Below are 12,041 nucleotides of genomic sequence, written 5' to 3'. Positions count from 1 at the left end.
ACGGCGCTCTTTGCGCGGTCCGCCGGGCGGCGCGCCGCTTGCGCCGGAAACGGCGCGATGGCATGAGCGGGCAATGAGTTCAGCCCCCGAATCAACCGCGCAGCCCCTTGCCTTGATCACCGGCGCCTCGCGCGGCCTGGGCGCCGCCCTGGCGGAAGAACTGGCCGCGCAGGGCTGGCACGTCGTCGCCGTCGCGCGCACCACCGGCGCGCTCGAGGAACTGGACGATCGCATCCAGGCGCGCGGCGGGTCGGCCACGCTCGCGCCGCTCGACATCACGCAGGACGATGCGCTGCGCCATCTCTGCCGGTCGATCCACGACCGTTGGGGGCGAGTCGACCTCTGGGCGCATACGGCGGTGAACGCGCCGCCGCTGTCGCCGGCGGGGCATGTGGCGATCAAGGACTGGGATCGGGCGCTGGCGGTGACGCTGCGCGCGACCGGCGTGCTGATCCCCATGGTCGAGCCGCTGCTGCGCGCCTCAGGCCGGGGAACGGCGCTGTTCTTCGACGATCCCGCGACGCGCGATGAAGGCGGCGCGACCCGCAAGTTCTGGGGGGCCTTCGGCGCGGCGAAGGCGGGTCAGATCGCGCTCGCGCGTGCCTGGGCCACGGAATGCACCGCGCTTGGCCCCGAACGGGCGCCCCGGATCGTGATCGAATCCCCGCTGCCGATGCCGACCGCAACACGGGCGCGCTTTTTCCCAGGCGAGCCGCGCGACACGCTGGCCCGGCCCCGGGACGAGGCCACGCGCATCCTACGCGCCGCCCTGGCGCAACAGACTATCGGCTGAACGCACCCATTTCGCTGACATGGATCGTGGCGTTTGTCACGCGCGACCGGTCATAGGTACCGACCCAGATGTCGTACTGCCCCGACATCGGCGCATCAAAGACCACGGCGGGATCCAGCCCCTGGAAGTCGTCGTTGCAGTACCAGTTGCCGGCGGGATCGTTGATCAGCAGGATCGTGTCACCCCGCGCCCGCACATAAAAGCTGAGCGAGAGGCTGCCCGACGCATAGTTCACCCGGTAATCGGGCGCGTTGGCGAACCATCCGCCCCCCGGACAATCCCCTCCGCCGGAATAATGCCGGTCGCCCCCGGCCTGCACCCCGTTGCGACGATGCGGATCGGGAAGGAAGCCGGCGCTCAGCGACGCCGAACCATAGGAAGGCGACAGCGCGAAGTTCTGCGCCATGGCCGGGGCGGACAACATCGCCGCGCAGAGACCCGCCAAGGCGATCCGTGAAAAATGACTTGCTTTCATGAGTAACCTCCGGGTTCCGGTGCCGCGGGGCACGACACGCTCTGGCGCAGACAGGCGCCCCCGAAAGTGATGCACGGAAATCCGCTAAGCAAGCGTGAAGATCGGTCTCAGTCCCCGGCCCGCTCGGCGAGCGACAACCACTCGTCCTCGGCGGTCTGCAGCGCCGTCTGGCGTTGGCCCAAGGCCTCGGTCGCCTTGGCAAACTTCACCGGCTCCCGGGCGTAGAGGTCAGGATCGGACAGCAGATCCGACAGCTTTCGGATCTCGGCCTCCAGCCGCGCAATCTCGGCCGGCAGCTTTTCCAGGCGGTGCCGCTCCGTGTAGCTCAGGTCCGAGGCTGTCGGCCGCGCCGGGGTTTGCGGCGCCTCCGTCCTGGCGGCGGCTGGCTTGGCCGTCGATCTGGCGCGGGGCTTCTCGGGCGGCGCGTCGGCGGGCGCGCGTTGCGCTTGCATGTCGCTCCACCCGCCCGCATAGACCGTGGCGCCCCCCTGCCCGTCCAGCGCGATCGTGGTGGTGGCGATGCGGTCGATGAAATCGCGGTCGTGGCTGACCAGCAGCACCGTCCCGGGATAGTCGCCCAGCAGGTCCTGCAGCAGGTCCAGCGTTTCGATGTCCAGATCGTTCGTCGGCTCGTCCAGGATCAGCAGGTTCGATTCGCGCGCCATGATCCTTGCCAGCAGCAGCCGGGCGCGTTCACCGCCGGAAAGCGCGCGGACCGGGGCGCGGGCCTGCGCCTCGTCGAACAGGAACTCCTTGAGGTAGCCGACGACGTGTTTGGGCCGCCCACGCACCATCACCTGATCCGACGCGCCCGAAACCCGCATCGATGGATCGCCGGTCAGGTTCTCCCACAGCGACGCCTGCGGATCGAGCCGCGCGCGCGCCTGATCGAAGACCGCCATGTCCAGGTTCGTGCCCAGCCGCACCCTGCCGGTATCGGGCGCTATCTCGCCGGTCAGCAGCTTCAGAAGCGTGGTCTTGCCCGCCCCGTTCGGGCCGACCAGCGCGATGCGGTCGCCCCGCAGGACCTTCAGCGTCAGATCCCGCACAATCACCCGGTCGTCAAAACGTTTCGAGATCCCTTCGGCCTCGATCACCAGCTTGCCCGAGCTTTGGCCCGCCTCCAGCGCCATAGCGGCGGTGCCCTGCCGCCGGATCTGCGCCGCGCGCTCTGCACGCAGCGCGGCCAGCGCCCGCACGCGGCCCTGGTTGCGCTTGCGCCGCGCGCTGATCCCTTCGACCGCCCATCGGGCCTCGGCCTTGATCTTGCGGTCCAGCTTGTGGCGCGCCGCGTCCTCCTCGGCCCAGGCCTTGTCGCGCCAGTCCTCGAAGGCGGCAAAGCCCTGCTCCAGGCGTCGGACCTGCCCGCGATCGACCCACAGAGTCGCCCGCGTCAGCGCGTTCAAAAAGGCGCGGTCGTGGCTGATCAGCACGAAGCCCGCGCGCGTTTCCTTCAGGCGCGCCTCCAGCCAGGTGATCGCCTGAATATCGAGGTGGTTGGTCGGCTCGTCCAGCAGCATCAGTTCGGGCGCTTCCGCCAGCAGCTTCGCCAGCGCCGCCCGCCGCCTTTCACCGCCCGAGGCCGTTTCAACCGGAAGCGCCGGATCGAATCCCAGCCCCTCCGCCACCATCTCGACCCGGTAGTGTTCGCCCGGGTCCAGTTCCTGCGCGGCAAAGTCGCCCAGCGTGGCGAAACCCGCGAAATCGGGATCCTGCTCCATGTAACCGACGCTGACACCGGGCGGCAGCGCGCGACCGCCCCGATCGGGCTCGATCAGCCCCGCCATCACCTTCATCAGGGTCGACTTGCCCGACCCGTTGCGTCCGACCAGCGCCAGCCTGTCGCCGGAATGGATGACCAGATCCAGACCATTGAAAAGCGGCGTGCCGCCAAAGGTGAGCGCGATGTCGGAAAGCTGCAAAAGGGGTGCTGGGGCCATGCGCGCGGGCTAGCCGGCGGCTGCGGCAAGGTCAAGCGCTGCGTCACGCGCGCGCGCTCTGGAATTGGGCGCCGCGATGCCTAGCTTGAAGGAAGATCAAGAAGGAAAGAATCGATGAGCGAGAAGATCACCAAATCGGAAACCGAATGGCGCGAACAATTGTCCGACTTGGCCTACAAGGTCACGCGCAAGCACGGCACCGAACGCGCCTTCACCCATGACGACTTTCCGAAGGCGCCGGGCGTCTTCCGCTGCACCTGCTGCGGGGCGGAACTGTTCGACCAGGCGCGCAAGTTCGAATCGGGGTCCGGCTGGCCCAGCTTCTGGGCGCCGATCGAGGACGCGCCGATCGCCACGACCGAGGATCGCAGCTTCTTCATGCGCCGGACCGAAGTGCATTGCGACCGGTGCGACGCCCATCTCGGGCATGTCTTTCCGGACGGGCCGCAACCGACCGGGCTGCGCTACTGCATCAACGGCGTCGCGCTGGATTTCGAGCCAAAATCCGAGGACTGATCCCGCGCGTAGCGCGAGGCGTCCCGATCGACCTGACCCTGCGTAGCCTCGCACAGGGCGCGTCGGTTCGGTTAACAAAAGGTTTCGATTTTTCACGTTTCCTCAGGATTACAACGGGTTGACAGGGGTGTGCAACTTGCACACCCCTCTGCCCGCCAATCCTCGAGGACTGCGTAGCACGGTCGCGGGCAGTTCCATCAGCGACTGAACTACCTCGACGATCCGGCGTCGATCAGTTGAAAGCGCCGGGCCCGATCCGCCCCAGTGCAGAGCCCAGCATGCGCAGGAAGCCGGGACCGCGCGGTCCGGTATCGGTCACGCGGCGCGACAACTCCACCACCTCGCCGTCCTGCAGCCCGAAGCGTTCGATATTGCTGACCGTCCCGCGGCCATCGAAGCTGATCGCGACCACCTCGCGGCGCACCTCCACCGGGGCGCGCCATTCGCGGTGTTCCCAGTCGGACTGAACGTAGAACCAGTCCGACCCTTCTAGCACGCCGCCGACCCCGGGGCGCCCCAGCTTTTCCTGCACCGTCTCGCGCGTGTCCCGCCCGACATCGATCTCCGCCAGCGCCGCGTCGTTGGGCACGTAGCCGTGGTAGCGCATCACCGGCGAACACGCCGCAACCCCCAGCAGGAGCAACGCCCCGACAAGTGCCAGGCGCCAGCGCCCCGTGCCAGCTTCGCGAGCGATCCGTTCCATGCGTGCCCCTGCCCCTTGTCTGTCTGCCCGCCGGATCGTTCGCCCGACAGGACGCGGCGGGTCCCGGACTGGCCCCCGCGCCCTGCATGGATTACAGAAAGGTGCGGCCCGGTTCAAGAATGGAACGCGGCCTCAGCAAGAGCCGAAAGATCAATGCGATGCACGACCCCTCCCAGGCCTCTCCCCTGCCCCGCGCCAGCCTGCCGCTGCGCGTGGCGGATCTGCCGCCGCGCCGGCCGACCCGTTTCCACCTGCGCCCCGATCCCGAAGCCCGCACGGCGATTGCCGCCGAACTGGGGCTGAGCGCCCTGCGCAAGCTCGATTTCGTTGGCGAGGTCTCGGCGGCGGGCCAGCAGGACTGGCACCTGAACGGACATCTCGGCGCGACAGTGGTGCAGCCCTGCGTGATCACCGCCGACCCCGTCGTCACCCGGATCGAGACCGAGGTGACGCGGCACTTCCTGCACGATCTGCCCGAGCCGACCGAGCACGAGGTCGAGATGCCCGAGGACGAAACGATCGAGAAGCTGGGCAACGTCATCGACCCCGGCGCCGTGATGATCGAGGCGCTGGCACTGGCGCTACCGGATTATCCGCGCAAGCCGGGCGCCGAACTGGGGACCGAGGAATTCGCCCCGCCGGGCGCCGCCCCCCTGGACGATTCGCGCCCGAATCCCTTTGCTGCACTGGCCGCACTGAAACGTCCGAAGCGCGACGAAGGCTGAACGCCCTCGGCCAGAGCCGCCGAAACCGCTTGCGCCGAGACAAAAAATCCCTATGTTCCGGCGCTCATGCACGACGGGGCTTGGATGCATCGCAGGAGCGGTGTAAAGGCGTCGCCGCAGCAACAGTATTCCAAATCTTTCGGGTCGCCCCGTCGCACCCGTTCGAACTTCTCAGAGGTTAAGCCATGGCCGTTCAACAGAACCGCGTCACCCGCTCCCGCCGGAACATGCGTCGTGCCCACGACGCCCTGGTGGCCGGCAATCCCAACGAATGTCCCAGCTGTGGCGAACTCAAGCGTCCGCACCACGTCTGTCCGTCCTGCGGCAGCTATTCCGGACGTGAAGTGGTCGCCCAGACCTCGGACATCGATCTGGAAGACGACGCGGCCTGATCGCGGAACCCGGCGCAGCCTAGATGACCTCCGCGCAGGACCATCCGCAAACCGGAGCCAGCGCGCCCGTTCCCGAAAAGGGACGTGTCACCATTTCGCTCGATGCGATGGGTGGTGACCTCGGTCCGGCGGCGGTGATGACCGGTGCCGCCCGCGCTCTGGATGCAGAGAGCGGACTTCATCTGCTGATCCACGGCGATTCGACCGTACTAGAGCCCATGGCGTCACGCTTTCCGGTTCTGTCCGACCGGGCGGTGATTTGCCATGCGGACCGGGCGGTCACGATGCAGGATAAACCCAGCCAGATCATGCGGCACGGCAAGGACACCTCGATGTGGTCCGCGATCGCCGCGCTGCGCGACGGTCAGGCGCAAGCGGCGGTGTCTTGCGGGAATACCGGCGCGCTGATGGCCGTCTCGATGCTGCAGCTGCGCCGGATGGAGGGCGTGAACCGCCCGGCTATCGCCTGCCTCTGGCCGGCGCGCGGCAAGCATGGCTTCAACATCATGCTCGATGTCGGCGCCGACGTGAAGGCCGACGCGCCGGACCTGCTGGCCTACGCGATCATGGGCGTGACCTATTTCCGAAACGGTTTCAACGAACCGCGCCCGCGCGTCGGCCTGCTGAACGTCGGGACCGAGGATCACAAGGGCCGCGCCGAGATCCGCGCCGCGCACGAGTTGATCGGCGGACACGAGGAAACCGGACGCTATGAATTCGTCGGCTTCGTCGAAGGCAGCGACATCCCCGCGGCGCATGTCGATGTCGTGGTCACCGACGGGTTCACCGGCAACATCGCCCTGAAAACCGGCGAGGGTACGGCACGCCTGATCGGCGATTTCCTGCGCGAGGCGTTGCGCTCGACCCTGGTCTCCTCGCTCGGCGCGCTTCTGGCCAAGGGTGCGATCGACCGCCTGCGCGACCGGATCGACCCGCGACGGGTCAATGGCGGCGTCTTCCTGGGACTGAACGGTACGGTGGTCAAGTCGCACGGGTCCGCGGATGCCACGGGCATTGCCGCCGCCATCGGCCTGGCGGCAAAACTCGCGCAGTCGGGCTACCAGGGGCGGATGGCCGAGCGGCTTGTGATTGCCGCACGCTCGGCGCAGGATACCGCTCAAGAAGGAGTCGCGGAATGACCGAAAGCGCCGTCACCCGCGCCGTGGTGATCGGCGTGGGCCACTATCTGCCCGCCCGCGTCGTGCCGAACGCCGAGTTCGAGGCAACGCTCGACACCAGTGACGAATGGATCGTCTCGCGCTCGGGGATCGAGCGGCGCCATTTCGCCGCCGAGGGAGAGGCGACCTCGGATCTGGCGACTCATGCTGCGCGCGCGGCCCTCTCGATGGCCGGTCTCGATGCCGATGCGCTCGACGCGATCATCGTCGCGACCTCGACCCCCGATCTGACCTTCCCCTCGGTCGCCACGATGGTCCAGGCAAAACTGGGAATGACCCGCGGTTTCGCCTTCGACATCCAGGCCGTTTGCGCCGGGTTCGTCTTCGCGATGGCAAACGCGCAGGCACTGATCGCGGCCGGATCCGCCCGTCGCGTGATGATCATCGGCGCCGAAACCTTCAGCCGGATCCTCGACTGGACCGACCGCGGCACCTGCGTGCTTTTCGGAGATGGCGCCGGCGCGGTGATCCTGGAAGCCCAGGAAGGAACCGGCAGCACCGCGGACCGCGGCATCCTGTCATCCGATCTGAATTCGGACGGCACGCAGAAGGGTATTCTTTATGTAGACGGCGGCGTGTCGACCTCGGGAACCGCCGGCTGCCTGCGCATGCAGGGCAAGGAGGTGTTCCGCCACGCGGTCGAGAAACTCGCCCGAACCGCCCGCACCGCCATCGACCGTGCCGGCGTTACCGTGGACGAGATCGACTGGATCGTCCCGCACCAGGCCAACCTGCGCATCATTCGGGGAACCGCTCAGAAGCTCGGCCTGCCGATGGACCGCGTCGTCGTCACCGTGGCCGATCACGGCAACACCTCGGCCGCCTCCATCCCGCTGGCGCTGTCGGTCGGGGTCGCCCGCGGTCAGATCAAACCCGGAAACCTGATCGTGATCGAGGCGATCGGCGGCGGCCTTGCCTGGGGCGCCGTGGTCCTGCGCTGGTAATTCCTGCTGGGCGAAGTTCCGCCCGCTATGGTTGTACCAACATTGCTCTGCAAGCCATTGATATTGACTTTGAATTGACCTTGCCGCATCGTTACGAAACAGCAATATAATGGAACAGGGGATGACAATGGGCGAGAATACATTGACTCGTATGGACTTGAGCGAGGCCGTGTTCCGTGAGGTCGGCCTTTCACGCAACGAGTCGGCGCAACTCGTCGAATCCCTGATCCAGCATATCTCGGACGCGCTGGTCGCGGGCGAACAGGTCAAGATTTCCTCTTTCGGCACCTTCAGCGTGCGCGACAAGTCCGCGCGAATCGGCCGCAACCCGAAAACCGGCGAAGAAGTGCCGATCAGCCCGCGCCGCGTCCTGTCCTTCCGGCCCTCGCACCTTCTCAAGGAACGCGTGGCGGAGGCCGCCCTGGCGGGGAGCGGAGACTGATCGATGAAGAAGGCGCCCGAGGCGTTCCGCACGATCTCCGAGGTATCCGAGATTCTTGACACCCCGGCGCATGTCCTGCGCTTCTGGGAAAGCAAGTTCTATCAGGTGCGCCCGGTCAAGCGGGCGGGCGGGCGTCGGTATTACCGCCCCGACGACCTGGCGCTCATCGCCGGGATCAAGCATCTGCTTCAGGACCGCGGCATCACCATCCGTGGCGTGCAGAAGATCATGCAGGAAGAAGGGGTGCGCCACGTCATCGGCCTGGGCCGCAGCACCCGCAAGCTCGGCGTCGAGGAGGAGGCGAACACCGGAGAAGTGGAAACGGCGGAGGCGACCGCAGCGCCGAAGCCGTCGCTGGTTCAGCGGCCCTCGACGTCCCCCGATCCGGCGCCGGCGACCGACGGTGCGGAGGCGCGCACGGAACCCCCACCGCAGCGCGGCGCGCGATCTCTGCCCGCCGCGAGTCAGGTTTCGCCCGCTGAAGCCGCCTCAGACGAGGCACCCGCCGAAGACACGTCGCCAACGAGCAGCCCGTCAACACCCGTCGCCGCCAGCGGGCCCAGCACAGCGCGCAGGCCGCTTCCGCCTCTGCCCGACCTGTCGCCAGATCCCGATCCGGAAGGACCGCGCCTCGCCGAGAGCTTGCGCAAGCTGCCCGAGGACTCCGCCGCAAGGGCCGCGATGGCACCGATCGCGCAACGCCTCGACCGCCTTCTCGATCGAATGGCCGAAGTCTCGGGCACCCGACGCTGGTGAAACGGCGGGTGTCTGTGGTGCCGCAGGGTACGGATTCTCCCTTGCTCCCGGCCGGAAAACCGGTAGAAAGCGCCTCGTCGGGCTGTGGCGCAGTCTGGTTAGCGCGTCCGTCTGGGGGACGGAAGGTCGTGAGTTCGAATCTCGCCAGCCCGACCATCATCCTCGGCCCGCGGTAGTGACCCTGCCGCGGGCCGTCGGCATTCGAGCCGGAGTCGACATGACCGAGACGCCAAGCAGAACCGGGGTGCTACCGGCGCAGATGATTCGCGACATGATCGCACGCGGGGAAATCGCCGCCGATCGCGGCATCGAGGACGCGCAGATCCAGCCCGCCAGCCTCGACCTGCGGTTGGGCACGCAGGCCTGGCGGATGCGCGCCTCGTTTCTGGCCGGGCGCGGACGGCGCGTCGCCGACCGTCTGTCGGAATTCGAGATGCACCGCATGGACATCGGCGCCGGCGCGGTGCTCGAGAAAGGCTGCGTCTATCTGGTTCCGTTGATGGAACGGCTGACATTGCCCGCCGATATCCAGGCCGTGGCCAACGCCAAAAGCTCGACCGGGCGGCTGGACGTGCTGACGCGCGTGGTCACCGACGAAGGCGTCGAATTCGACCGCGTGGCGGCGGGCTACGACGGCCCGCTTTATGCCGAGGTCTGCCCGCGATCCTTTTCCGTCCTGGTGCGACCGGGAATGCGGCTGAACCAGATCCGGTTCCGGCGTGGGCAGGCTGTCCTGACCGATGCCGAACTGGTGGCTCTGCATGAACGCGCGCGCCTCGTCTCGGGTGAGGCGGTGATCTCCGAGGGGTTGGCCTTTTCCGTCGATCTGCGCCCGCAGACCGGCGCGTTGCTGGGCTATCGCGCGAAGCCGCATTCGGGTGTCATCGATCTGGACCGGATCGGCCAGTACGACGCCGCGGATTTCTGGGAACCGCTGGGCGCGAGTGGCGGTCCGTTGATCCTCGACCCCGGCGCCTTCTACATCCTCGTCAGCCGTGAGGCGGTGCATATTCCGCCCGACTTCGCCGCCGAGATGGCCCCCTACCTCGCGATGGTCGGCGAATTCCGCGTCCATTACGCGGGCTTTTTCGACCCGGGCTTCGGTCACGCGGAGGCCGGTGGCGCCGGCGCGCGGGGAGTGCTGGAGGTGCGCTGCCACGAGGCGCCCTTTGCGCTGGAGCACGGGCAGATCGTCGGCAGACTGGTCTACGAGCGGATGATCGAGCCGCCGGCGACGCTTTACGGCGCGGGGATCGCGTCAAACTACCAGGGCCAGGGGTTGAAGCTGTCCAAGCATTTTCGCGCCAATTGACGGCGATGCAAGGCAGGGTCCACGCGTGGACGATCCATCAAGTCATTGATGTGAATACATAACCGAAATTTTCTTAACCATTTGGCAATCCACTCAGCGCCGCGCCTGGCGGCGCTGCGGCTGCAGAGCGGCGCAGGGCAAGCTGGCACCCCCGCAAAGCTTTCACTGCGGTTAACGCCACCAGAATCACACGCCGGATCAATGACTTGCGGAAGTGCGCACGCGTGCGCACCCCCGCTTTTCGACGTCATCTGTCGGCGTCGCCGAGAGCAGCCGCGCAGCTGCTCAAGCCGCCTTGCGCGGGATCGGCGGGTGCACGTCCTCGGGGATCGGGCAGACATAGGGTGTGCGTTCCAGATGCTTGCGATGCGCGGTCTGCGCGGCGGCCAGCGTCGCCGGCTCCTCGATCAGGATCCGGGCGGTCGCCGCCATCGTCTTGGCGGCATGGATCATCCCCTTGTGCGCCATCGGGGATTTGCCCTGCGCGGTCAGCTGCCAGGTATGAAAGGGTGTGCCCAGGGCGCAGGTCGTCACTCGCGCCTGCACCGTCGGCACCGCCCAGGAGACGTCGCCGACATCGGTCGACCCCTCGCCCCCGCCGCTGCGCCGGTCGAGGGGCGCCACGAAATCGCAGAGCGGCTTGTCGTAGTCCGGCTCCAACCCCAACCGGCGGAAGGTCGCGGTGATGTCGTCCTCGCCCAGCGTCTTGCGGATCTCGCGGGCGAAGGCGCGGTCGCCCTCGTCGAACGGCACGGGGCCGAGCGCATCGAGCGTGCGCTGCATCGCCTCTTCCAGCGGGCGATTGCCCAGCAGGTTCGACACGCCGGAAAAGACCTGCGTGCTGACCTGCGTCTCGGTCATCAGCGCCGCGCCATCCGCGACCTTGCGCACCCGCGCGACCAGCGCCCGCAGCCCCGACAGGTCACGCGCCCGGATCAGCTGCCGCACGGTCGCCCGCGCCTGCACGACGTTCGGCGCGGTGCCGCCGGCATCCATGTAGGCGTAATGGATGCGCGCATCGTCGGGCATGTGCTCGCGCAGGTAGTTGACGCCCACGTTCATCAGTTCCACCGCGTCCAGCGCGCTGCGCCCCAGTTCCGGCGCCCCGGCGGCATGGGCGGCGCGGCCGTGAAAGGTGAAGTCGATGCGCGTGTTCGCCAGCGAATTGGCGTGATCGATGCAGGTATAGCTGGCCGGGTGCCAGGTGATTGCGGCGGCGACATCGTCAAAAAGCCCCTCGCGCACCATGTAGGTCTTGGCCGCGCCCCCCTCCTCGGCCGGGCAGCCGTAGTAGCGCACGCGCGCCTTGATGCCGGTCGCGGCCAGCCAGTCCTTGATCGCCGTCGCCGCCAGCAGCGCCGCACTTCCCAGCAGGTTGTGCCCGCAGCCATGCCCGCTGCCGCCTTCGACCAGCGGGCGGTGTTCGGCCACGCCGGGTGCCTGGCTCAGGCCCGGCAGCGCGTCGTATTCGCCCAGGATGGCGATGACCGGCCCGCCCTCGCCGGCCTCGCCGATCACTGCGGTCGGGATACCGGCCGCGTCGCGCGTGACGCGGAAGCCCTGCGCCTCCAGCATCTCCAGATGCGCGGCGCACGAAGCCACCTCGGCGTAGAGCAACTCTGGCGTGTCGAAAACCCGGTCGGCGAGGGCGACGAAATCCTCGCGCTTGGCATCGACATGGTCCCAGACGGCATCGGCATTCTTCATGGCTTGGGTCTCCGGCAGGTCGTTAAGGGGCGCTGTCGCCACGCTGGTTCGCGGCGCCGGGGAAGTCAATGCGGGCCGCGATGGGAGTATTCGAGGACCAGAAGGTGCGGCGCGCGAATCGTTGAATCCGATATTTGCCAACGGATCGGCGGAACAGA

Annotated in this window: 13 protein-coding genes and 1 tRNA gene; 10 read left to right on the top strand and 4 right to left on the bottom strand. The window is 67.6% G+C overall.

All coding sequences use genetic code 11. From position 1 onward, the window contains the following. Nucleotides 1–73 precede the first annotated feature (73 nt). The gene (locus IM708_RS07210) at nucleotides 74–793 is read left to right on the top strand and encodes an SDR family oxidoreductase (protein WP_209425667.1); all 720 of its coding nucleotides are present in this window, start codon (nucleotides 74–76) and stop codon (nucleotides 791–793) included. Here the strand turns inward: IM708_RS07210 and IM708_RS07205 are convergent. Next, the gene (locus IM708_RS07205) at nucleotides 783–1,268 is read right to left on the bottom strand and encodes a peptidase S1 (RefSeq protein WP_209425666.1); all 486 of its coding nucleotides are present in this window, start codon (nucleotides 1,266–1,268) and stop codon (nucleotides 783–785) included. The genes IM708_RS07210 and IM708_RS07205 overlap by 11 nt on opposite strands. Nucleotides 1,269–1,375: 107 nt before the next feature. Next, entirely contained in the window at nucleotides 1,376–3,208 is a 1,833-nt protein-coding gene (locus IM708_RS07200; protein WP_209425665.1) for an ATP-binding cassette domain-containing protein, read from the bottom strand. A 114-nt stretch (nucleotides 3,209–3,322) separates the two neighbouring features. Here IM708_RS07200 and msrB point away from each other — a divergent pair, with 114 nt between their 5' ends. Continuing rightward, on the top strand, nucleotides 3,323–3,724 hold the full coding sequence (gene msrB / locus IM708_RS07195; protein ID WP_209425664.1) for a peptide-methionine (R)-S-oxide reductase MsrB: 402 nt from the start codon (nucleotides 3,323–3,325) through the stop codon (nucleotides 3,722–3,724). Nucleotides 3,725–3,956: 232 nt separating this feature from the next. Here the strand turns inward: msrB and bamE are convergent, their stop codons facing one another. After that, nucleotides 3,957–4,427, bottom strand: coding sequence for an outer membrane protein assembly factor BamE (bamE, locus tag IM708_RS07190; protein WP_209425663.1), 471 nt, complete (start codon nucleotides 4,425–4,427; stop codon nucleotides 3,957–3,959). A gap of 158 nt (nucleotides 4,428–4,585) precedes the next feature. On the opposite strand from bamE, the gene IM708_RS07185 reads away from it, so the two are divergent. The 8 genes from IM708_RS07185 (at nucleotide 4,586) to IM708_RS07150 (ending at nucleotide 10,176) form a co-directional block, all read left to right on the top strand. After that, nucleotides 4,586–5,152 (top strand): DUF177 domain-containing protein, encoded by a 567-nt coding sequence (locus IM708_RS07185; protein WP_209425662.1) that lies wholly within the window; start codon nucleotides 4,586–4,588, stop codon nucleotides 5,150–5,152. 185 nt (nucleotides 5,153–5,337) lie between these two features. Then, on the top strand, nucleotides 5,338–5,544 hold the full coding sequence (gene rpmF / locus IM708_RS07180; RefSeq protein ID WP_209425661.1) for a 50S ribosomal protein L32: 207 nt from the start codon (nucleotides 5,338–5,340) through the stop codon (nucleotides 5,542–5,544). A 23-nt stretch (nucleotides 5,545–5,567) separates the two neighbouring features. Next, nucleotides 5,568–6,683, top strand: a complete 1,116-nt coding sequence (gene plsX / locus IM708_RS07175) for a phosphate acyltransferase PlsX (RefSeq protein ID WP_209425660.1) — start codon at nucleotides 5,568–5,570, stop codon at nucleotides 6,681–6,683. Further along, entirely contained in the window at nucleotides 6,680–7,666 is a 987-nt protein-coding gene (locus IM708_RS07170; RefSeq protein WP_209425659.1) for a beta-ketoacyl-ACP synthase III, read from the top strand. The genes plsX and IM708_RS07170 overlap by 4 nt, the downstream gene beginning before the upstream one ends. 127 nt (nucleotides 7,667–7,793) lie before the next feature. Continuing rightward, entirely contained in the window at nucleotides 7,794–8,108 is a 315-nt protein-coding gene (gene ihfA, locus IM708_RS07165; RefSeq protein ID WP_209425658.1) for an integration host factor subunit alpha, read from the top strand. A 3-nt stretch (nucleotides 8,109–8,111) separates the two neighbouring features. After that, nucleotides 8,112–8,864, top strand: coding sequence for a MerR family transcriptional regulator (locus IM708_RS07160; protein ID WP_209425657.1), 753 nt, complete (start codon nucleotides 8,112–8,114; stop codon nucleotides 8,862–8,864). A 78-nt stretch (nucleotides 8,865–8,942) separates the two neighbouring features. After that, a tRNA-Pro gene (locus IM708_RS07155) sits at nucleotides 8,943–9,020 on the top strand. 61 nt (nucleotides 9,021–9,081) lie between these two features. Next, nucleotides 9,082–10,176 carry a 2'-deoxycytidine 5'-triphosphate deaminase gene (locus IM708_RS07150; protein WP_209425656.1) on the top strand — a complete coding sequence of 365 codons (1,095 nt, stop codon included), beginning with the start codon at nucleotides 9,082–9,084 and terminating at the stop codon, nucleotides 10,174–10,176. A gap of 285 nt (nucleotides 10,177–10,461) precedes the next feature. Here the strand turns inward: IM708_RS07150 and IM708_RS07145 are convergent, their stop codons facing one another. Further along, nucleotides 10,462–11,883 carry an amidohydrolase gene (locus IM708_RS07145; protein ID WP_209425655.1) on the bottom strand — a complete coding sequence of 474 codons (1,422 nt, stop codon included), beginning with the start codon at nucleotides 11,881–11,883 and terminating at the stop codon, nucleotides 10,462–10,464. Nucleotides 11,884–12,041 lie beyond the last annotated feature (158 nt).

The organism is Pararhodobacter sp. SW119 (genome assembly GCF_017811755.1).
Lineage (GTDB): Bacteria > Pseudomonadota > Alphaproteobacteria > Rhodobacterales > Rhodobacteraceae > Pararhodobacter.
This window is presented reverse-complemented; position numbering and strand designations above follow the sequence as displayed.